Raw genomic sequence first — 19,896 nt, 5'->3', positions numbered from 1 at the left:
TGTTTTTGCCTATTTGCTTGGCTCGGCTTTCGATTTTTTTACTTTGAAATTAAACTCTGGTTGATACTCTTCAACCACCGCCCCCACTAAGAACAATGGCGCACCAGGCTCTTGCACTAACTCTTTAAGCTTCGCTACATGACTTTCAATGACGGTGTCTAACAAAAAGTTGGTTGCCGGTTGCACTTTGTTATTGGGCTGCGTTGCATTTAAATACTTGTTGTAGTCGTTAGCGTTAATGTTAAAGGTGATTTCACCTTTCGAAGTCTCAACGGTAATTTTCTTTTCAAACGCCATGATCAATACTCTCTTTAATATCTGCTTGGTCTAGCAGCGTGTAGGTAAAATAAGGGCCATACTTGGCAGCGGATTGCTCACACAAGGCAATGAACTCGTCAAAGTCATTTGGATTTGCAAACACCTGGCAACCGGCAGACCACTTATCAACTTGGGTTGATGTGGTTTTACTGTTTGCGCGGTGGCAGTTAATGCCAAAATAACCTTGCTGTAGTTGCGCCTCTGGTGTGACGTCCGTGTCTAACTCGGTGTCTTTATTGTTGTCACGCAAGACAACAACGGGTTTATGTTGTACAAGGGCGCGGTATTTGCCCTGGTGATAACCCAACGTCCATAAGCTTTTATGCTGTCCTGCAACTAGCACGGCAGTACCGTCTACGTTCATCGGGTGTTTACGCCAGTAAAGGCCTGCGTCTGTAGTGGCTTTAAACTGGTTTAATTGCCACTCACCACCTTGTTGATACAGCACACAAATCGCATCATTAAACGTATTGGCACGGGTGTTTGCATGGCGAATACCAATAATGTTTAGGTTTAATTCACCTTCAAACACACGGTAGCCACATGCTTGTAATGTATTAAGTAACGCTGTAACAGATAGATTGCGAATGGCTTTAGTCATTACAGATCTCTCACTTCATCAGCGGTTAGATACGGCACACCATTGATTTTGATAAAATCAGGACTCGTCACAGGGCACTTAATCGAGGTGACGTCTTCGTCGCCTCCTTCCGCTTTCAGATCAAGCAAGTCTTCTAGTTGCGGTAAACAACCAAATGCCTCAATATTCTTTTTCCCTGCTGATACCTCAGCATTGAATGCCACATCAAACGGCTCAATCCCCTTCCAGCTTCCCGCTTTTTCTGCTTGTGATTGCACAATTAGCCAGTTCTCATGATCAAGCTTTAGGGTTACTTCCGCTGACACTGGGCCATCAATGTAGCCTTTAGGCACACCACGCACGGTTTTAGGTTTTCGGCCATCGGTGATTTTTACCTGTGCTTCTATTACGTGCACCATTGACGAACCAATGAACACATCAAAATCTTTACCACCTAATACTTTTTGCATGTGCCTTACTCCTGATCTTGGCGGTCTAACATGATGCCGACGAGGATTTCACTTGGTGAATCATACGGCGTGATTTTCATCATTATTTGAATTTGCTTAGCGCTCAGCCATGTAATGCTAATGCTGTCTTCTTTCGGCGGTTCAATGAGACCTGGGAACTTATCTGCACCAATGTTCACTGACTTACTCATTTCGCGTAATGGTTTACTCATCACGCGCTTGCCAAATTCAGTGCCACTGGGGCTGTTGTTTAAGCGGCGGTTCTTAATGTTTTGAATCGCAATGATGCGAACAGCCCGCGCGGCCATATCAACAATGCGACCATTTTCAATTTGTTGAAAATCGCCACCTTCCGCATCAAGGGTGTTCACATCACCAAAGTACACACCATCAAAATCAGCATAAAACTGAGTGCAACTAAAGCGCTGTGCATCCAGTGCTGCCGTGGTTGCATTGGTGAGTGGTTTGCCTTCGGCATCTTCTGGTAGTGGCATCAAAGACATGGCACCCGTCAGTACACGCATTGGGCTATCTGCAATCGTGACTGAGCGTTTACACAAGCGCCCTGTTACCGCGCCGAGTTCATCACCAAATAGCAATGGCACCACCGCCACACGTGGGGCAACCACCCCATCTGTCAACGGTTGAAGCGCGGTTACTAAATCAGACCATGTTTGCTCTGCGGCAAGACCTGGCGCAGCAACAAGAATATGAACCCGTCTTGCAAGACTTGATAAGATTTCGAGGGCTTTAGCCTGGTAACTTTCAATGTCGGCTTTGCCTGTAACAGGCGTACAAATCACGATGATTTCAGGACTGACGTCTTGGTCCATCGCTTTATCAATGAGCGTCATAATGTTCGCACCAACAGCATGAGCAATGGCATAGCCACTGACCAAATCATCACCGTTACGCTGCCATGCTTTTACTTGTGTTTTTAATGGCGAATCGGCTTCACCAAATTCACTGTCAAAATCACTTTGTGCATTAATAGGTAGAATTTTGCCGTTACTCTCTGGCCCTTCGCCAATGAATAACACGCTGCGCTCCACTTCTTTCGTAGCGCCACTGCCTGTTTGTCTGGCTGCAACGGATACTTTACCTTGTGCCATGGTCGTTCCTTATTTGCTGCGCTACGCCACTTGCATAGCTTTGTTTAAAATAAAACTCTGCTGCTCTTTTTGCTCAGAGGCGGTCTGCCCTAAAAATGAGCGGGCAGGCAAATCAATCTGCCAACTGCTCTTACTTGAGCTGCCCTTTAATTCGCGCAGTAAAAACCCTGCTTGGTTTTTACTTAAATGCTCGGTTATCCAGATTATCGTAGGCCGTTTCGTGCCTTTACCTTTCCCCCGTGGGATTGTGTAACCCGCCGCAATTAATGCACGGGCGAGGTTTTTTGTTGCTGGCCCATCTTTAGTTTGATTGCCAGCACTTGATTGTTTTTCTACATCAAGGCTGACCCCTTCTTGATGGGCGCGGGCTATCTTTGCAGTGCGTGTGTGATTAAAGTACACACGGCCGCTATCAGGTCCGTACCGCACTTTCATGCGACGCTTAAGCTTGGTGAGCATTTTCTTTTTTCTGCCGTTTGCCCTGCCTTGCCAGCGCTTCCCCATCAAGTCTTGTTGTTCAGTGATCCGCGTTTTACTACTTCGGTTTGCCGCGCGAATTGCACCGCGTATTAAATTGCGGCGCTTGTTTGGGCTAAGGCGTAAAAACGCGAGCTGCTCTTTACTTTGCCCCTCGTCAAATTTGACGTTAAGCACGGCTTATTTGCCCTAGCAATGTAAACTCTTCAGCAATCCACACGCTTTGTTCACCAAAGTCATAACGTATGCCGTCTAATTCAAACGGGCCGTTCTCTGTTTGAACAAGCTCAATCTCTTCACATAGCTGTTCAATCATCAATTCAACTTCATTGCTGTTGTCATCATTCACATCAGCACTGAATTCAAGGTCGCGGCTGTCGTATTTACCGCCATTGTTTTGCAGCCAAAACGAGGCAAAGGCACAAATCAATGCTGCTGGCGCTGAGCACGGGTTTATACTGATCACCCCTGAGTAATAAAAACGTGCGGCTAATAACCCGTTTCCATTTATTGTTTTGCTACAGGGCTCAATGCGTCCGCCTTCAATCCAACTATCAAACTGGGTATCAAGGGCTAATTTGTGACCCTGATACACAGCGCTAACTAAATGCTGTTTAAGCATTGCTATTTTGCTTTGGCTCATAGCAATTCAACCGACAAGTTCACGCTGAGCGACTGCAATAAACGCAAAGCGTTAATACTCTCGCGTTGCCAATGTTCATGATTATCAACCGCTGATTGGCTCTGTGCTGTCGCGTTATCACGGTGTGTATTGCCAAGCTTTGATACCAGCAAATTTGCTTTGGCTTTGCTGTACACAGCATCACAGTAAAAAATCACTTGTTGCGCGTTAAGCGGTTCGCTATTGGTCAGTTGAACACCGTCTAGCTCTTGGTTTATTTCTGCTTGAGCACGGGTGAGTTTTTCAACGAGCAGATCAGGTTTATTCGCGTACTCGCTGGCAACCGCGTAATGCTCAATAAAGTGAGCCGTGCCGAGTGCTGGATAATAGCCATTGCCTGGCACTTCAACATTGACGCTTTGTAAATCTGCCTGTGGCATACCGCTTAAATTCATCACACACCTTTCACTAGACCATTCACATGACAATTAAATTGGGTGTGGGCGCCACTTAGTCACATGCGTTAAGCAAGCAATGCAAACGCTGTGCTAAGTTGCCCACCGGCGATGGAGCTAGTCAGCGTCTGCCGCTTTTTCTGGCTCGCTTTGTTTTAGTAACTTTTGCAGATCTTTTAATAGCCCCTTTACACCTGCACCATCGTTAATGGCGAGGGCCTGCTCAGCAAAAATCGCAGCAAAGCCGTAATTGTGTAATGACGCATCGACCTTAGCGGTGATGGCGTAGAGCTTGCCGCCCACGACTTCTAAACCTGTCCAGTTTTGGTTTTTCACGATCTTGATTAAGCGATGCAGTACAAAACTGATTTCAAATAACCCATCATGTTTTGATTCTGATAAGTAAAAGTTGGCATCGTCGTACAACTGATCGATAACGAACGCAGGCCAATGTTTGGTATTAAACACCGTGGGTAATGGCTGCTTTTGTTCAACCATCAATGGCAATAGCCCTAGCACTGCATCCCAGCGTTTTAAATCTACTAGCCAAATAAATACCCATGCCAACACGGTGTTGGGGTGGTTTTGGCCGCTTAGGCGATAGCGGTTGATATAGCCTAGATAGTCATTACGCTTTAGGGCTTCTGACTTATAACTGGCTTTATCTGCAATATCGCTAAATGTTTTTAGTTGAGCTAAGTCAGACTCGATGGCCGCTACAAAAAACGGGTACTCTTTTTGCTCATTGTCGGTTACTGGCGTATTAGCTTGAACGGCTTCAACCGCTGCTGTTGGCGCCTTTGTGTCAGTGCTATTTGGTACGCTGTTTGCTGTTTTGGCTAATGATTTTTTAACTAAGCTCATTTAAAAACACTCTACTAGTTGGTTAAAAAGAGCCGCCCTGAAACTTGGAAAAAAGGGCGGCAATTGCTGCTGTTAGTAAACTAAACCCAGCCGTCACCTGCTTGATTTGGTAACTTCACATTGGCTGATTCAAAGTAAATCGCTTTTTCTAAGTCTTCGACGTAGTAGCAATCGTTACGTGACAGATAGTCTTCAACACGTTTTTTCTTCGCGTTATTTTCAACGCTCGTACGGGTTGAACCTGTTTGCACGTAATGACTTAGGTTGTCAAAGCTGGTGACTAAGATGCCGCGTGCGGGGAAAAAAGGAATTTTGTAACTCGCCAAGCCCCCATAGGTTTCAATGACCTGTTGAAGCTCAATTTTTGTCTTTTCGCTTGGTGTGTGTGCTTGTTTGGCGTACAGCTTATTTTTATCGTGTGCGAGTAGTTCATCACCGATAATCGCCACCATGTTGGCACGTTTATGCTCTGGAATACCTTGCAATGCGTCATGCACTGCTTGATCGAGGTTTTCATAGTCGCCGCCTGCACCAATACGGATTTCATTCACTGTTACACCTTCGGTCACAACACGCTCTGGTGCATCACGACGAAGTAATTGCAACCAACCAATGTTGACGTCATTCATCATTGGGTATGCCACAATATCCGTGGTATCAGCGGCATGCGTACCATTCCAACCGATTTTGATGATATCCAGTGCAATCGCCTGGCGAACGTGGTTACGGTAGCGTTCATGGAAATCAGGGAACTTCGACCACTGATCCATTTTCACCCATGTGATATGAATGTCACATTCAGTTGGGTAACAGCGATATTCGCGTTTATCGAGCTTCGATACATCGCGGGTTTTACGCTCTTTGGTGTCGTCGGTTTCAACACCAGCACGACCCGTCACACCACCGTCAACACTCATGATCACCGATTGACCGACTAGGTCATCAACCGGTGCGGTATTAATCATCTGTAAGAATTCAGACGATTCATACACTGCGTCATAAAGGCGTTGCTCTACAGTTGGCTCAACGTTAAATTGCTCTGACATTGATGCCACGCCATAGTTAACGGCCATGCCTGCCATAATGGCAACAAATAATTCTCTGGTTCTTGTCTTCATGTTCTTTCCTGCGTTTAAATTGGTTACGTTCAATCCGTGTGATTACAGCAACTGGCTGTATTTACCTTCGTCGCCTTCGGGTTCATCGTCGGCGTCGGTGGTATTACCCGCAGGTGCGTTTACTGCTTTTTCAAACTTGTCTGTCAGTTCTGTAAGCAGTTTTTTCGTTGTGGATAGCTCTTCTTTTAGCTCAGCTACTTGAGTGCTTTCGCCATCTTCAGGCGGTGTTTCTTCGCCTTCCACTTTGGTGGTTGAGAATGAATCAAGCTTTGTTGAAAAGCCGTCTAGCTTTTGGCTGAATTCGGCAAGCGGTGTGCCCAGTGCATCTTTTAATGCGGTGGCTAAGTCTTCTGGTTTCATATCGGGTTCTTCCTGATTGAATGAAAATAGTCGTTTAAAAAAGGGTTTTTTAGTGGGTTCATCATCGACGGGTTCGCATGCCCCTAACTCGACTTTTAATAAGGCGACGTCCTTGTCGTCTGACTTACTCTTACTGCTAAAGTTAATACGGTCTGTGTAGCAACTCGCTGGGTAATCGGTGACAGCAAGGCCTGTTAGGTAGGTTTTGCCCGAGCCCATAAAGTCACGGTTTATTTCAATGCTGAAGTACACCGCTTGATCGGCTTTGTTTAGCTCAACAAAGCTTTGATTTGGTGCAAGCACCGCATATAAGCACACCACACCTTCTTCGTTTTCGTATGCTTCAACGCTCAACACATCGCCCAACATGCCTGCTATATCAACGTTGTGTAGGTTTTTAGCTGCCCAGCCCGACCAATTGAATTCATGATCAAGGTTGATACGTGCGCCATATTTGCGCGGGTTGTAGGTTTCTACAATGTCGGCTACGTCTTGCTCTGTGATTTCACGACCATCAACTGTCATGCCTACCGCAGCAATGGAAAGTGGTTTTGTACGTAGTTGACCTGGCATAAATAAAACCTTTGTTGGTTGAGCGTTTTGCTTTAAAGTTGCTTGCAGTTTGCACCCTCTTTTTACACCTTTCCAACGGTTTAACTTTTTGAAATTCCTATATTTAGCTTTTAGGAATTGATAGGTTTTTAACTGACAGATCACACGCTTTATAACGAATACACTGCCGCTATGGATTATTAAACGCGGTGCATTATGAAGGCGAACTACGGACCAGAAATACGCAAAAAAGCACAAGACTTGTATGTGGTTGAAGGTTACACGGTGGATGAAATTGCCGACCTGGATGACATGCCAAGTGCGCGTAGTGTTCGCCGCTGGGCTGAGGCGGGCAAATGGGAGGACATGTGTCCAAGCTATAACGCTGAAATGGCCTTTAGCAAGCGCATAAACCTGCTGGCTGATAAAGACAACAAAACCGAAGCGGACTACAAAGAGCTCGACTTTTGCACGCGCCAATTATGCGCACTGAATAAAAGTAAACTTGCCCCTGCCCCTAAGCAACGTGCCATTAATGATGATGCGCCAAACCAACAAAGTAATGGCAGCAATAAAAAGTCGAAAAAGAAAAACGATTGCTCTGGCATTACCGTTGACATGCTTAATGAGCTTAAAGACAAACTACTTTACCCACACCAAAAGCATTGGTTTGAGAATCAAGATCACCGCAGCCGATTCATATTAAAGCCACGCCAAATTGGGGCAACCTTCTACTTTGCCTTTGAAGCATTTTACGATGCAGTGGTTAACGGCCGGAACAAGATTTTTATATCAGCGAGCCGCGACCAAGCCGAAGTATTTAAAGCAAATATTGTCGCGCTAGTACGTGAACACTTTAATATTGAATTAACCGGCTCACCAATGGTGTTAAACCTTAAAGGTGGTAAAACGGTTAAGCTTATTTTTAAATCGACCAACGCACGAACGGCACAATCGGAAAGCGGCGACTTATACATCGATGAAGTATTTTGGATACCAAAATACAAAACATTACGCGGCCTTGCACAAGCCATGGCCACGCACAAGCATTTACGTATTACCTATTTTAGTACGCCTTCAGTTACCAGCCATGAAGCGTATGATCATTGGAATGGTAAGTGGTACCGCAAAACAAAAGCCTGTAACGATCCTGAATTTGAAATTGATGTAAGCCACACAGCGCTGAAAGATGGCATGTTGTGTGACGACGGTATTTGGCGCCAAATGCTCACTGTACATGATGTGGTTAATTCAGGCTTTGACCGCATTGATATTGGCGTACTTGAAAACGAATACAGCACAGACGAGTTTAATAACTTGTTTATGTGTAAGTTTATTGATGATGCACACAGCGCCTTTAACCTGAACCAAATCATGGCGTGTGTGGTTGATTCAACTAAATGGGATGACTTCAATTTAGAATGGGAGCGCCCTTTTGCGTTAAAACCGGTGGTGATTGGTTTTGACCCCGCCCGCTTTGGTGATAAAGCCAGTGTGGCAGTATTAAGCTGCCCAATGAAACCAGGTGAAAAGTTCCGCCTGCTTGAAGCAATCGATTTAAGCGGTAATGACTTTGAAGCCATGGCCGCAGAGATAAAGTTACTCACTGAAAAATACAACGTACAACATATTGGCGTTGATACCACTGGGATTGGTTATGGCGTGTGGGAAATGATCACTAAGTTTTTCCCGAACGCTGAGCCTATTCATTACAACCCAATAATCAAGAACCAGCTGGTTATTAAAGCCATTAACGTGATTAAAAACCGCCGCTTTGAGTTTGACCAAGACGCGGTAAACATTGCCAGCTCATTTATTAATATTCGCCGTAAAGTGTCTGGCGACCAGATCACGTATGCCACCAACCGCACAGCCACCACAGGCCATGCCGATATTGCTTGGGCAATTATGCATGCTATGAAATTTGAACCATTGGACGGCAATGCCCACAGCCGCCAAACCTCTGTAGGAATTGCAGCTTAATGAGTAAACCACGATTACAAGTCAGTAACGGCCAATTGCCGAACTACAGCCAACGAACAGCCGTAACCGATACCTTTAGTTTTGGCGACCCTGAGCCGTGCTTAGATAATCGACTCACTGATTACATTGGTGTGTTTAGTGATAGCAACGGTATTTATGCACCGCCTATTAGTTTGCAAGGTTTGGTGAAACTGCTCAGAGTGAATGCTCAGCATGGGCCCATACTCTACTTTAAGCGCAACATGATCTTAAAGTGGTATAAACCAAACCCATTGTTGAGCCACCAAGCACTAAGCAAATTTGCGTTTGATTTACTTTGGAGTGGTAACGCCTACTTGCAGATTATTCGTAATGCGTTTGGGCAAGTGATTAGGCTGCGCCATTTACCCGCATTGACGATGCGTTATACCAAGACGCGTGGTGTCTACGCCCAGCTTAGCAACCGCACTCACCAACCTATTTATTTCAAGGCTGGCGAAGTCATTCACGTAAAAGAGTACGACCCTGCGCAAGGTATTTATGGCATTCCGCAATATTATGGCGGTATTCAGTCTGCACTACTCAATGAAGATGCCACTTTATTTAGGCGCCGTTATTACAAAAACGGTGCGCACATGGGCTTTATCTTCTCCATGGCAGATCCAAACTTAAGTGAAAAAGACGAAGCTGCACTAAAAGAAGCGATTCGAAATTCAAAAGGCGTGGGTAACTTTCAAAGCCTGTATTTTAATTTCCGCAGCAACAAAGCCGATGCTGAAAAGGCGATAAAGATAACGCCTGTCGGTGATATATCCACTAAAGACGAATTTGAGCGCATCAAAAAAATAACCCTAAACGACATGCTCAGCATGCACCGCGCACAAGAAGCACTCAGCGGGCAATCATCTGGTGATAGCCCTGGCTTTGGTGATTTAGACAAAATCACCCGCGCTTATTACAACAATGAAGTGGTACCGCTTCAGCAAGACGTACTGGGTATTAATAACTACTTACCCGCTGCACAGCATATTGAATTTAAAGAGCCTGAGTATTCAGACTTAAACCCAACAACAAAGGAAAGCGCATGAGCTGGTTAGACATCATTGAATTTATTAAACAATGGGGGCGATTATTTATGTTGAGTTTCTTAGCAGCCACTATCCAAATGTATTTAAGCAAACGACAGTTCACGTTTTTTCATTACCTAATGAGCGTACTGATTGCGATATTTGCAGCTTACTTAGCCGCTATGTTTTGTGAGTGGCGTGGTTTTGATGAAAGTTTAAAAACGGGTGTGATAGGTGTTACAGCCTATGCCGCACCGCACTTGCTTGAGGGTTTAGACAAGATGATCAAGTCATTCAGTAAAGACCCAAAAGCCTTTATTAAATTAATCAGGGGGAGTAAATAATGGGCTGGTTGAAGACACTCATTTCATTTATTACGGACCCAATAGCCGATTTAACCGGCGGTTATGTTGAGCGTAAACGTATTGCGGCTGAAATGGCCGCAGACGTTGCACGTGCTGAAAACAATTTTAAAATTGCCCAGTTTGAAGCAAAGGCAAAGCGCTGTATGCAAGCAGAGCAAAACGACGCTGACTATGACTTACTTGTGCTTAAGAACCGCGACAAAACCATAATGGATGAAGTGATTATTTTATTCTTTTTGGGGTTGTTCATCTGTCACTTTATACCTACTATGCAGCCGTACATGGCTGAAGGCTGGAAAGCGATGGGCTATAAGGGTGCTCCCTGGTACTTTGAGTTTGTGATTGTGGGGATTGCCGTTTCAACGCTTGGGTTAATGCGATTATTTAGGGCATTTTGGCGAAGCAGAGACAATAAAAAAAGCGCTAGTTAGGAGCTAGCGCAAATTAAGATTATCTGATTAAGCCCTATAAGTCTCTATGAATAGAGCTTAATCAAATCTCACAATTATAAATGTTGCTGAAAAAATCATTTTCGAAAGGGTATTCCGTGACCTCTTCGTGTCCACTTTTTAAGTAACATATTAGCTACTTTCTTCTATATTAAAGGGTATTTTATAAATACTCTTTGCTATAAGGAAGAATGCTAAAGATGCAAGCCAAATCATAAAATATGAAAACTGATTGCTTAATGTGATTAACATTGAGAACTCACCACCGTATACTTGCCCAGAAGTAAGGAACGCTATAGTTATACCTTTGTAAAGCAGAACAGCCGAAGTTAATATTAAAAATATAATTGAAGTTTTATATAATAGAGATTTTATCTGACATTGTTTTTCCTAAATACGCAAGCTATATGCTTAAATGGGTTTAGCATAGATAGTAATCAGGAGGTCTTCGCTAATAGCTACCTGCCTAATGAAGTCCTAAATAATTTGCTAAAATATGTACTTCTAAATATTATCCTTGTTTATTTTCTTTGCTGTAACTATCAAACTTGCAGTAAAACTGTAACCATATCCATAGCCATACCCGCCATAACCGTGATTATCTCTTCCCCCAGAAGACACATCGTATTTATAAGCATAAGTACCAGAAGTTATTGGTGTCACTGAGACTACTTCATAACCTTCATTATTTAATTTACCGACCTCATACTCTAAATCATTTGCAAGCCTTACTGTATCTATAAATGACTCTGACCAACCAGTTTGAACTCTTTTTATCTCTTTTCGGGTTATTTCTTTTTCGCCACCAAATAATGTTTTTTTGGTTTCTCCGGTTCCGACTTTGACTTTTTTGTTTTCGAATATTGGCTCAAAGTACGCAGGTACATGTATTACTTTATTCACTTTAACTTCCATGCATTAAATTAATATCTTTTCACTATAACAACATAGAGTGCTAATCCTATAGCACTAAATTATTATTTAACTATTCTCTCCAATCAAGCTCTTTTATTTTCTCAACTTTTCCGGCAACAGTTTCTAGCCGTTTAAGTGCCCTTGTTAAATTGGGCCCAGGCACACCATTAAGCGTTGCTGCATTGGTCTTGCTGATACCACGAACCAAGTAATCACTTAGCGCTGCTTTTATATCTTCGCTTGTGCTTTTACCAAACGATAAAAGTGCATCTAACCGCTCTTGGCTTTGCGAGCCTTTATGTAGATATTTCATTATTTATTTATCACTTAAATGATAATTAATTAATGATATTTCAATATTGGGTAAATCGCCACCTTTTTGATCCTTTCATTGTCACTTTATGTCAAACATTGTCACTGTTTTGACATTCAGATCCTTTCCAAACTCTTTTTAGATCCTTTTGCTACAAGGGCTAGCTTAAAATGCTATGTCGCTGTGGTTGTCAATTTGACGCATTTTTTGCACGAAAGCGGAAGGCGAGGAGGAGTGAATTTTTCAGCCTTTGAGTTCTCTGCTAGTAGTGGGATGGTTATTTGTCAGACAAACGAACACTGTATATAATCACAGTTATTGTTTTGTTAATTTATATTGGTGTGGCTATGCGGGTAACGTGTCCGAACTGTGGAAGTAAAGCGTCTATTTCATCAAGAGAAAATCAATCAACCCATGTAGCTGATCTATACATTTCATGTACTGACGTTAAAAACTGTGGGGCAACGTTTGTTAGTACACTAGCATTTAAGCACTACCTAAACCCACCACGCCAAACAACGGCAGAACTTGCCGCATCGCTACTCAAAAACTTACCTCGAGAACAACAATTAGAATTAATGGGTTTATAGCACTCGTTATTCAACGGCTAATAATGCAGCCATAATGGTTTGCCTTTCAGCTCGCGGGAGTGCTTCATAATTCTTAGCCCAACGTTGAGCTTTTCTTTTTATCCGCTGACGATCAGTAAAGTTCTCACCCGCAAAAGTGTGATAATGCACATCACCTGGTTGATAATTAAGCCAGATTGTTTCGGTTCGAACGCCGCCACGGGTCATTGCTTGAAAGTCTTTACGCCACCAATCTTTTAGCATTTCGTTGTATAACGGATTGTCATAGCCAGAAATAATAATTTTAACGTCTTCGTGGTTATGTTTTTTTGCAGCTAGTAGCAAACGTTTGTGATCGGCTTCTGTCATTTCATGCTGATAACGTGCATTGCTTGTTCTTGTTTCTGGCATGTATGGCGGATCAAGATAAAGCTGGGTTTTACAAAATGGTTTAAAATTTTCTAGCCACTCAATAGCACAACCACAAATTTTGTTTTCTGGTACCACATAGCTAAATTTATCTAGCATGGTTTGTGACTTATCAATAACCACATTGTGCTTAGCCGGTGCTTTCTTTTTAAATACTACGCCAGTGCCCAAGAACAGCTCACCGTAAAAGTCATGAGGGGCCATTACATTAATAATGGCCTGATAAACTCCACTGCCACCTTTTGCACCTAAATAGCTTTCGTGTTCTGATTGATTCATTATTTTTATTTCCAGCAGCTGGCATAGCTGCATTTATCTAGTGTGGCCAATACAGTTAAATTTAACTATGTTTGCAGTCGACTATAGCCAGGCTTAACTATGGCACCAGGTATAAACTGATTTCTGGTACCACATAGTTAAATTTGTCTGTACTCGAGCGATAGTACTTCATAGTTAAAAATGGCTGTGCTGCAGCTACTTGTTTAATACTTTACCCATTGAGACTAAAAAGCACTTTTTAGCCACTTGGTTTTCAATATGTGTAGCGGCCGTTTTTAAAATACATGCAGCTTCTGGCCCTTCAACTCCACGACCTTCAAGGTATTCAATTACGTCAGATACGACTGATAGCTCTTGTACTGTGGTCAATGATTTATTTTGCATTTTGATTCTCACTTTCTTTAGGTTTAACAACTGAGTGATATACCCAGTTGCGGCGTTTAACGCTTGGTTTCATTATGCTGCCACCTCTGCAACTTGTTGCTTACCTAGGTTAGCTTCAACTAATGCTTGTGCTATAGGTGGGCATACAGCATTGCCGCATCGAGCAACTTGGTTTTTTTTGGTGTTCTTTTTACCTTTAGAATCAAATGCTATTTGATAGTCATCAGGAAAACCCATTGCTGCAAATAGTTCGTGTGGTTCAAGCATACGCATACCAATATCAACGATTTGATATACTTCGCCTTTTACTGTCACTAAGCCAAAACGGTCTTTTGTAGTAACAGTTCCTAGTGGCTTGTCCATGGCCTGCGCATCTGACGTGCCATAGTATTTAATTAAGAATGCTTGAACCTCCCCCAAATGATTACCACCCGCCGATATCGTATGTAGCGGCTCATTTGTAGCGTGGCCCACATTATCACCGCGCAATTTAATCATATGGCTTGTCACTAATGAGTTATGATCTGTCGTTGTAACGGTATGTAATGGGTCTTTAATATCTGAGCCAGTTACACCTGTATAGTGTTTGGCTATATGTGCTGAGACTAAAGCGAAATGACCACCTTTTACCTGAGCACAAATAGTTCTTAGCGGTTCATCAGCTGGCATATTCCGCTGATTAGACGCATTAGCATGTTCTGTAATAAATGGTACAGCCTTATTTTGATCAACAATAAATGGGGTTTTTGCCTCTACAATAAATCGCTGAATACCTTTTGCTATTCTTGCCATTGTTGCACTAGCTAATGGTTTTTTTCGGTTAAAAATAGACTTTACTGGTATTGACCAGTCTATTATATCTGCTGCGGTTTGGTATGGTTTAAGCCCAGCTCCCTCTGGGCCATGAGTTGGCTCAGGCCAAACAATAGGTGCATTATCCTTACGGCCAACTAAAAACAAGCGCTTTCTAATTGTTGGTGCTCCAAAGTCACAAGCTGACAGTATTTTATGATCAATGTCATACCCTAAGCCTTTTTCAAGCTTGTGGTATGGGAAATCATCGCCAAGTGCTTCTTTAATTTCAGTCCATGCTGGGTGATCTAACTTTAAGCCGGTTGTCATACATTTTATAAATGCTTCAAATGTTTTGCCTTTACGCTCTTTGCATGGTTTAAAAACACCTGGTGATTCTTCTACTACTGGGCCCCAAGTTAGAAATTCTTCAACATTTTCTAGCATAAAAATCCGCACAGGCACTAAAGCAGCCCAACGAACCACAACCCATGCAAGCCCACGAATTGCCTTTTCTACAGGTTTAGAACCTTTAGCTTTACTAAAATGTTTGCAATCAGGACTAAACCACGCCAAACCTACAGGACGGCCTGCACATGCTTCAACTGGGTCTACATCCCAAACAGATTCACAATAATGCTTTGTTTCTGGGTGATTTACTTTGTGCATATCAATTGCTTCTGGGTCGTGATTGATTGCAATATCAACCTTGCGATTTAAACCTAGCTCCATACCAGTTGATGCACCGCCACCACCCGCAAAATTATCAACAACAATTTCATTTTTATAGAGCATTGGTATTCTCCTGGTACTTATTTTCAAATTCTTTTAATGTTTGCTTTAGTTCCCTATCAAGCGTTAATAGCTGCCTTGGGTGTAGATTTTCGTCTTGAACGAAAGTTATGTGTTTAAACCTAAACGAACTGCCATGCAGCACACCGCATTCAGCTCTCATTGCAAGGTAAAAGTCCGTACCGCAATAAATCTTGTTTGGGTGTATATCGGATTGATTATTTTCAGGCATGACAACTCCCCCCTGCTAATAAAGCAGGACGCTTAAACAACAGTGCTTTATTTTGTAGCTGATCGATACTCACTCTGCGGCCATCTATGGCAATTACTTTTATAGCATCAACTCCTAATCGTGTTTCACTCACAGTGGTGTAACGGGTATCACGCTTTATATTTTTTAAGCAACGAGTACCGTGCTTTACCGATTCACCAAAAGCATGGCCTAGTGTTCTAGCTGTATAAAACAGCCCTGTTTCGAGCATTTTCTCTGCTGCTGTATGGGTATTCATAATTACTCCTAAAGTAGCTAGTTAAAGGTACAGATAAACTTATCTGTACCCGCGGATTAACTAATCCGCGGGTACAGTTACGCCATTAAATCTAATGCCCACCAGTCATTGTCACTGACTGCTGTTGCTTCACCAGCTAGAACGAGCCTAGCTAAATCAAGATCACCAATTACATCTGCATGACCATATTTAAATTGGGTGCTTGATGGCTTAGTTCTGCCATCGAATTTTGCGTATGAGGTCGCTAAGTCGTAGAGCTCACGCGCATATTGATAATGTTTTTCGGTTGGGGTTGTGTTGCCAGCTGGGCGCTGCTTATTAAGATCTAGTTTTTCAAAGCTATGCAGCTCATGCCCTTGCATGTAATAAACACGGTTACCAATCACCACATTGCCGCCGTCCTTAAGCTGTTTTACATGCTCTGGTGCAAAGTCATATATGCTGGCTTTTGAAGGTTCTGAGTGTTGATCGCCTGCTAATTTCTGCTGTTTTTGCATTTCTGTATGCGCGAGCGAGTCAATCGCTTGCTTGCGATATTCAATTAACTGCTTTTCTTCATCTAATACGAGTAAATTACCGTCTCGTATTAGGTAAATTTGGCCGTTTCGCCTGATCCTTTTACCCGCCACTAGATCCTTTTTAACCTTAGCGATCTGTTTTTTGGTAAAACCGATCATATCTAGTAATAATTCGTCTCTATCACCCACGGTGCAAGGCGTACAATTATTCCCACTAGACCAAGATAGGTCGGCTGCGCCGACGTTGTTAGCATCCTGCCCGCCATTTACAGCGGTGTTGTCGTTAGCTGCGGCAGTACCAATAATTTGTTTTTGCCAGGTGTGAACACGGGTAATCAAAGTGCAAGGTTCGTGAAGGTCTTCAATGCCTTTAATGCGCTTTACGCATTCAGCATATTGATTGCCATATTCGGTATATTCATAAACAGGCTTGAAACGCGCATTTCGGCCAATGCCAAAGCCACCCATTAAAGTAACAAAAGTTTTAAAGCTGCCCTCGTCCGCAGCTTTGCGGATTTGCTCAAGCTCTTCATTACCTTGTATTGCTTCACGCACACGGCGCAGCTCACGCCAAATGGTAATTGCGGGTGACTTTTGAAATTGGAATTGACGAATGCCCCATGTGCTTGCCCATGCTTTAACAGGGTTAACAAGGGCTGACTGGGTAAACTTCTCGCCTGTTTCTGCATCGTATTCGTTGGCAAGACCAAAGCCGTCTATATTCTTACTGACGTACTTAGCAATATATGCTGCTGCACCGCCAATTCGTTTACCATCTTTGCCGATTTTTGCAGGCTCCATTTTCATGGCGGTATAACGTGGGCTACTTGGGAAATAGTTTTTAACCGGCTCTTTGGTGTAGATACCTTTTGATTTATTTAGGCCCCAAATTTTACGGTTATGCTTGTACTTCCTGCGGTAATGCTTACGGTTTTTAAAGCGCTGAAAAAATACCTCACGATCATCGCGGGTAAAATATCGGCGTAAAAGGTGGTTAACTTTGTCGTAGTATCTGGCGGGCATCCATAAAAGCATGTGCCAGTGGGTGCAACCATCAGCATGAGGTTCGGCTACGCGCACCCCAAAATACGGGATTTCTAGACGATCTAATTTAGCCCTTGCTTGTGAATACAGCTTGTTTAAATAATTGCTTGCATCTTTGGGGGTTGAGCCATCCCATTTTGGTGAATTAGCATGAAAACGACTAGGTGCAGTAATATTGTAAAAACCGCCTACATAGCCCATTTCGTCGGCTAGTTCTTCTGTTTCACGTATGCGTAGCATTAACTCATTACGCATGTTTTCAGGGTTAGCAATACCTGCTTCAACCGCTTTCATTAGCGATATAACATCGCTTTGTTCGTTAACTAATTCAAGGCTTTCAAGGTATCTTTTGCCACGTTCACGATCAGCTTTATATTCATTAAGCGCTTGGTGTGAGCAATAAGCGTTAATGCCTTTTCGTACTGTTTTAGTGCCTTTCTTTTTGTCGTATTTTGCAAACAAGTCTTTGCCAACTTCACCTGTTGCTATTTCTAAATGCTCAAGGTAACGGCGGCGAATATTTTTTAATTTACGTCCCCACCATTTGTAACATTGCGCTTTTAACAAACTTACTTCTGCATCTGGCTCTGTTAAGTAAATGCCTTTTTCAGCAGCAAAAAGAGTCACACCAAAGTTTTCAGCATACTGGCTGATCACATCAAACTTATCTAACGCGCCCCAGCTTGGGTTCTCTATGCCTAAGTCGTTAAGTATTTCGGTTACTTCACGGGCCAGCACTTCAGCATGTTTTTTGGTTTTGTCTACATTCGCTAAAATATGCCAAGGTAAAGGCATGCTGTCGGTTATTTGTTTAAGAATGGTAAGGCGAGGCTTAAGCGTTTTAATAGTACGTAATAGCCACTGGTTAGCATTACGATGATCACGAATGCTCTCGAATATATTCGTATCTGTTGGCTTTTTAGTTGTGCCATCAAATTTGTATAACTCAGCTGATTGCAAAGCAATTCTATCGGTGTATTGCTCTGTGTTTTCATTGCGCTTTTGTTTATAGCGCTTAATGCTTGGTTCGTACTTATCTATAAATCGTTTAGCCACGCGCATTTGTAATGGCTTTGGTACTTTGCTTAAGCATTTATATACAAATTCTTTTTCTGCAGTATCGTCGATTGCATCTATGATCGAGCGCACAGAGCTTGTTACATCACCACCTACCAACTTTTGTAAAAATGCAGTTTCATCACTAGATGGTTGTATCTTTTTTTGTGCTAATACTTCACGCTGCTTTTCTGTAAAGCTAAGTGTTTCGGCTGTTCTACGCACAAAGCTAGCTTGAATACTCGCTTTGCGATTAGAGCTAATAAGGTCACGCACAATGTAATTATGGTGATTATTGTTATGCACTTTTTTAAGTGCTGACTTGGCAGGTTTGCTTAATTTAAAAAAGCTTACATCAATGCGATATTCTGCATTTTTAAGCACATCATAAAACCAAGCGTTTGCTTCATCGCTTGGGTTTATGGGCTCGTCTTTATACCAAACATCATTATGCGTCTGTACTTTAGCTAAATATTGCTTAGCCATCTTGTACTGCATGTAAGGAGTAAAACGGCTTAAGCCGCTTAGTAAGTTTTCTTTATGCTCAACGTTATCAACGGTTTCAACCATAGTTGAAACCGCTGTAATAACGTCGAAGCTTAAAGTAGGCCATAAGCTCATTGTTAATTAAGCTCGATTTCAATTAAGTCAAAATCGGCACCGCGCTGAACTGCGTCGAGTGTTTCGCTTAGGCGGTCGTAAAAGGGGGCGTATTCAATGTGGTCATTTGCAATTAATTGCACTACTGGCATTAGGTCAGTAAGGCAGTTTTCACACTCCATGAGCATGGCAACCGTTGGACGCTTAGCTAAGTTTTTAATAGTAAAATTGGCTTGGTCTAAAACGTGTTCAACAATGTTTTTAAGTAATTGCTGATTTTTAGATAGATCTTGGTCTTTGATAGAAGTCATTTCATTAGTCCTTTAGGATTTGAATTTGGTTAAATTACGAATATTTCTGCTGCGGCTGGGTAGCCTTTACAAAATACAAAGTGGGCGTATTCGGTAGAGTCTGTTTGACTTGGTTTTTCAGGATTGAAACCTGGTCGTTTACTATGAACATAAACGGCCGCAAGCGGTAAGCGTTGCCACATGGGTTTACGCTTTTGGCTACCAAGCCAATTTAAGCGTTGCAGCATAATTACTAAGCCGTGATCATCAACCATATCAAGGGCTTTTTCTGTAAATTCTTGCGCTAACTTAAATGGTGGGTTGGTGATGATCATGTTGAATGTTGGCAAAAATGCACTTGGTGTTGTTAAAAAATCACGGCCTCTAATCTCTGCGCGTGAATCTTCACGAATGTCCCAGCTTTCAACACTAAAGCCGTGCTGTTCTAATACCGTTGGGTAACTCATTGGGTATTGTTCACAACCGCCTGCACTTGGATCTAATACTCTTGGGTATTCATCTGGTGAACAAAGCAAAATATTATTTTCAGCAAAGGCCGCTAGAAAATCTTCAATTAGCCAATGTGGTGTTACATAGTAATCATCCGCATTGCGCACAGTTCCGCGATTTGTTGA

25 protein-coding genes are annotated in these 19,896 nt (G+C 42.7%); 5 read left to right on the top strand and 20 right to left on the bottom strand.

Features of this window, described 5'->3' with window-relative positions; genetic code table 11:
• Positions 1–9: 9 nt before the first annotated feature.
• From NYF15_RS21525 to NYF15_RS21480, 10 genes are all read right to left on the bottom strand, one after another.
• Positions 10–297, bottom strand: a complete 288-nt coding sequence (locus NYF15_RS21525; protein ID WP_371353302.1) for a putative phage tail assembly chaperone — start codon at positions 295–297, stop codon at positions 10–12.
• Positions 287–919, bottom strand: coding sequence for a hypothetical protein (locus NYF15_RS21520; RefSeq protein WP_371353303.1), 633 nt, complete (start codon positions 917–919; stop codon positions 287–289). The genes NYF15_RS21525 and NYF15_RS21520 overlap by 11 nt, the downstream gene beginning before the upstream one ends.
• The gene (locus tag NYF15_RS21515) at positions 919–1,368 is read right to left on the bottom strand and encodes a phage protein (protein ID WP_341803340.1); all 450 of its coding nucleotides are present in this window, start codon (positions 1,366–1,368) and stop codon (positions 919–921) included. Before NYF15_RS21515 ends, NYF15_RS21520 begins: the two co-directional genes overlap by 1 nt.
• 5 nt (positions 1,369–1,373) lie before the next feature.
• Positions 1,374–2,480 (bottom strand): DUF2586 domain-containing protein, encoded by a 1,107-nt coding sequence (locus NYF15_RS21510; RefSeq protein WP_371353304.1) that lies wholly within the window; start codon positions 2,478–2,480, stop codon positions 1,374–1,376.
• Positions 2,481–2,501: 21 nt separating this feature from the next.
• Positions 2,502–3,134: a phage virion morphogenesis protein gene (locus NYF15_RS21505; protein ID WP_371353305.1), complete on the bottom strand. Its 633-nt coding sequence runs from the start codon at positions 3,132–3,134 to the stop codon at positions 2,502–2,504.
• The gene (locus tag NYF15_RS21500) at positions 3,127–3,600 is read right to left on the bottom strand and encodes a phage tail protein (RefSeq protein WP_371353306.1); all 474 of its coding nucleotides are present in this window, start codon (positions 3,598–3,600) and stop codon (positions 3,127–3,129) included. Before NYF15_RS21500 ends, NYF15_RS21505 begins: the two co-directional genes overlap by 8 nt.
• Positions 3,597–4,034, bottom strand: a complete 438-nt coding sequence (locus NYF15_RS21495) for a phage head protein (RefSeq protein ID WP_371353307.1) — start codon at positions 4,032–4,034, stop codon at positions 3,597–3,599. Before NYF15_RS21495 ends, NYF15_RS21500 begins: the two co-directional genes overlap by 4 nt.
• Positions 4,035–4,151: 117 nt before the next feature.
• Entirely contained in the window at positions 4,152–4,898 is a 747-nt protein-coding gene (gene gpM / locus NYF15_RS21490; RefSeq protein WP_371353308.1) for a phage terminase small subunit, read from the bottom strand.
• Between the two features lie 80 nt (positions 4,899–4,978).
• The gene (locus NYF15_RS21485; protein ID WP_341803346.1) at positions 4,979–6,016 is read right to left on the bottom strand and encodes a phage major capsid protein, P2 family; all 1,038 of its coding nucleotides are present in this window, start codon (positions 6,014–6,016) and stop codon (positions 4,979–4,981) included.
• A gap of 42 nt (positions 6,017–6,058) precedes the next feature.
• A complete protein-coding gene (locus NYF15_RS21480) occupies positions 6,059–6,949 on the bottom strand; it encodes a GPO family capsid scaffolding protein (protein WP_371353309.1) in 891 nt (296 codons plus the stop codon).
• 195 nt (positions 6,950–7,144) lie between these two features.
• Between NYF15_RS21480 and NYF15_RS21475 the strand changes: the two genes are divergently transcribed.
• From NYF15_RS21475 to NYF15_RS21460, 4 genes are read left to right on the top strand one after another with little or no spacing between them, the layout of a single operon-like run.
• Positions 7,145–8,911: a terminase large subunit domain-containing protein gene (locus NYF15_RS21475; protein ID WP_371353310.1), complete on the top strand. Its 1,767-nt coding sequence runs from the start codon at positions 7,145–7,147 to the stop codon at positions 8,909–8,911.
• Entirely contained in the window at positions 8,911–9,978 is a 1,068-nt protein-coding gene (locus tag NYF15_RS21470; RefSeq protein ID WP_371353311.1) for a phage portal protein, read from the top strand. Before NYF15_RS21475 ends, NYF15_RS21470 begins: the two co-directional genes overlap by 1 nt.
• Positions 9,975–10,301 carry a phage holin family protein gene (locus NYF15_RS21465; RefSeq protein ID WP_371354640.1) on the top strand — a complete coding sequence of 109 codons (327 nt, stop codon included), beginning with the start codon at positions 9,975–9,977 and terminating at the stop codon, positions 10,299–10,301. The genes NYF15_RS21470 and NYF15_RS21465 overlap by 4 nt, the downstream gene beginning before the upstream one ends.
• Positions 10,301–10,753 carry a hypothetical protein gene (locus tag NYF15_RS21460; protein WP_371354639.1) on the top strand — a complete coding sequence of 151 codons (453 nt, stop codon included), beginning with the start codon at positions 10,301–10,303 and terminating at the stop codon, positions 10,751–10,753. The genes NYF15_RS21465 and NYF15_RS21460 overlap by 1 nt, the downstream gene beginning before the upstream one ends.
• A gap of 522 nt (positions 10,754–11,275) precedes the next feature.
• Here the strand turns inward: NYF15_RS21460 and NYF15_RS21455 are convergent.
• Together NYF15_RS21455 and NYF15_RS21450 are read right to left on the bottom strand one after the other, a co-directional pair.
• Positions 11,276–11,674 (bottom strand): hypothetical protein, encoded by a 399-nt coding sequence (locus NYF15_RS21455; RefSeq protein WP_371354638.1) that lies wholly within the window; start codon positions 11,672–11,674, stop codon positions 11,276–11,278.
• A gap of 82 nt (positions 11,675–11,756) precedes the next feature.
• Positions 11,757–11,999, bottom strand: a complete 243-nt coding sequence (locus tag NYF15_RS21450; RefSeq protein ID WP_371354637.1) for a hypothetical protein — start codon at positions 11,997–11,999, stop codon at positions 11,757–11,759.
• Positions 12,000–12,280: 281 nt separating this feature from the next.
• Between NYF15_RS21450 and NYF15_RS21445 the strand changes: the two genes are divergently transcribed.
• Positions 12,281–12,589 (top strand): ogr/Delta-like zinc finger family protein, encoded by a 309-nt coding sequence (locus NYF15_RS21445; RefSeq protein ID WP_371354636.1) that lies wholly within the window; start codon positions 12,281–12,283, stop codon positions 12,587–12,589.
• Positions 12,590–12,595: 6 nt separating this feature from the next.
• Here the strand turns inward: NYF15_RS21445 and NYF15_RS21440 are convergent, their stop codons facing one another.
• From NYF15_RS21440 to NYF15_RS21405, 8 genes are all read right to left on the bottom strand, one after another.
• Positions 12,596–13,276, bottom strand: a complete 681-nt coding sequence (locus NYF15_RS21440) for a DNA adenine methylase (RefSeq protein ID WP_371354635.1) — start codon at positions 13,274–13,276, stop codon at positions 12,596–12,598.
• A 195-nt stretch (positions 13,277–13,471) separates the two neighbouring features.
• The gene (locus NYF15_RS21435; RefSeq protein WP_371354634.1) at positions 13,472–13,660 is read right to left on the bottom strand and encodes a hypothetical protein; all 189 of its coding nucleotides are present in this window, start codon (positions 13,658–13,660) and stop codon (positions 13,472–13,474) included.
• Between the two features lie 72 nt (positions 13,661–13,732).
• Positions 13,733–15,247, bottom strand: coding sequence for a DNA cytosine methyltransferase (locus tag NYF15_RS21430; RefSeq protein WP_371354633.1), 1,515 nt, complete (start codon positions 15,245–15,247; stop codon positions 13,733–13,735).
• The gene (locus tag NYF15_RS21425; RefSeq protein ID WP_371354632.1) at positions 15,237–15,476 is read right to left on the bottom strand and encodes a hypothetical protein; all 240 of its coding nucleotides are present in this window, start codon (positions 15,474–15,476) and stop codon (positions 15,237–15,239) included. Before NYF15_RS21425 ends, NYF15_RS21430 begins: the two co-directional genes overlap by 11 nt.
• Positions 15,469–15,753 (bottom strand): hypothetical protein, encoded by a 285-nt coding sequence (locus NYF15_RS21420; protein ID WP_371354631.1) that lies wholly within the window; start codon positions 15,751–15,753, stop codon positions 15,469–15,471. The genes NYF15_RS21425 and NYF15_RS21420 overlap by 8 nt, the downstream gene beginning before the upstream one ends.
• A 77-nt stretch (positions 15,754–15,830) precedes the next feature.
• Positions 15,831–18,992: a replication endonuclease gene (locus NYF15_RS21415; protein WP_371354630.1), complete on the bottom strand. Its 3,162-nt coding sequence runs from the start codon at positions 18,990–18,992 to the stop codon at positions 15,831–15,833.
• 2 nt (positions 18,993–18,994) lie between these two features.
• Positions 18,995–19,282 (bottom strand): hypothetical protein, encoded by a 288-nt coding sequence (locus tag NYF15_RS21410; protein WP_371354629.1) that lies wholly within the window; start codon positions 19,280–19,282, stop codon positions 18,995–18,997.
• 29 nt (positions 19,283–19,311) lie between these two features.
• Positions 19,312–19,896, bottom strand: a 585-nt coding sequence (locus NYF15_RS21405; protein WP_371353317.1) for an SAM-dependent methyltransferase, incomplete at its 5' end; no start/stop codon positions are given.

Source organism: Pseudoalteromonas sp. 68 DY56-GL68 (genome assembly GCF_041414825.1).
GTDB lineage: Bacteria > Pseudomonadota > Gammaproteobacteria > Enterobacterales > Alteromonadaceae > Pseudoalteromonas.
The sequence above is the reverse complement of the archived record's forward strand: the minus strand, read 5'-3'. Positions and strand labels throughout refer to the sequence as shown.

Bases quoted from the DNA above. Each gene is read 5' to 3' on its own strand.
- NYF15_RS21525 (WP_371353302.1), bottom strand. From the start codon at position 297: ATGGCGTTTGAAAAGAAAATTACCGTTGAGACTTCGAAAGGTGAAATC.
- NYF15_RS21520 (WP_371353303.1), bottom strand. From the start codon at position 919: ATGACTAAAGCCATTCGCAATCTATCTGTTACAGCGTTACTTAATACA.
- NYF15_RS21515 (WP_341803340.1), bottom strand. From the start codon at position 1,368: ATGCAAAAAGTATTAGGTGGTAAAGATTTTGATGTGTTCATTGGTTCG.
- NYF15_RS21510 (WP_371353304.1), bottom strand. From the start codon at position 2,480: ATGGCACAAGGTAAAGTATCCGTTGCAGCCAGACAAACAGGCAGTGGC.
- NYF15_RS21500 (WP_371353306.1), bottom strand. From the start codon at position 3,600: ATGAGCCAAAGCAAAATAGCAATGCTTAAACAGCATTTAGTTAGCGCT.
- NYF15_RS21495 (WP_371353307.1), bottom strand. From the start codon at position 4,034: ATGAATTTAAGCGGTATGCCACAGGCAGATTTACAAAGCGTCAATGTT.
- gpM (WP_371353308.1), bottom strand. From the start codon at position 4,898: ATGAGCTTAGTTAAAAAATCATTAGCCAAAACAGCAAACAGCGTACCA.
- NYF15_RS21485 (WP_341803346.1), bottom strand. From the start codon at position 6,016: ATGAAGACAAGAACCAGAGAATTATTTGTTGCCATTATGGCAGGCATG.
- NYF15_RS21480 (WP_371353309.1), bottom strand. From the start codon at position 6,949: ATGCCAGGTCAACTACGTACAAAACCACTTTCCATTGCTGCGGTAGGC.
- NYF15_RS21475 (WP_371353310.1), top strand. From the start codon at position 7,145: ATGAAGGCGAACTACGGACCAGAAATACGCAAAAAAGCACAAGACTTG.
- NYF15_RS21470 (WP_371353311.1), top strand. From the start codon at position 8,911: ATGAGTAAACCACGATTACAAGTCAGTAACGGCCAATTGCCGAACTAC.
- NYF15_RS21465 (WP_371354640.1), top strand. From the start codon at position 9,975: ATGAGCTGGTTAGACATCATTGAATTTATTAAACAATGGGGGCGATTA.
- NYF15_RS21460 (WP_371354639.1), top strand. From the start codon at position 10,301: ATGGGCTGGTTGAAGACACTCATTTCATTTATTACGGACCCAATAGCC.
- NYF15_RS21450 (WP_371354637.1), bottom strand. From the start codon at position 11,999: ATGAAATATCTACATAAAGGCTCGCAAAGCCAAGAGCGGTTAGATGCA.
- NYF15_RS21440 (WP_371354635.1), bottom strand. From the start codon at position 13,276: ATGAATCAATCAGAACACGAAAGCTATTTAGGTGCAAAAGGTGGCAGT.
- NYF15_RS21435 (WP_371354634.1), bottom strand. From the start codon at position 13,660: ATGCAAAATAAATCATTGACCACAGTACAAGAGCTATCAGTCGTATCT.
- NYF15_RS21430 (WP_371354633.1), bottom strand. From the start codon at position 15,247: ATGCTCTATAAAAATGAAATTGTTGTTGATAATTTTGCGGGTGGTGGC.
- NYF15_RS21425 (WP_371354632.1), bottom strand. From the start codon at position 15,476: ATGCCTGAAAATAATCAATCCGATATACACCCAAACAAGATTTATTGC.
- NYF15_RS21420 (WP_371354631.1), bottom strand. From the start codon at position 15,753: ATGAATACCCATACAGCAGCAGAGAAAATGCTCGAAACAGGGCTGTTT.
- NYF15_RS21415 (WP_371354630.1), bottom strand. From the start codon at position 18,992: ATGAGCTTATGGCCTACTTTAAGCTTCGACGTTATTACAGCGGTTTCA.
- NYF15_RS21410 (WP_371354629.1), bottom strand. From the start codon at position 19,282: ATGACTTCTATCAAAGACCAAGATCTATCTAAAAATCAGCAATTACTT.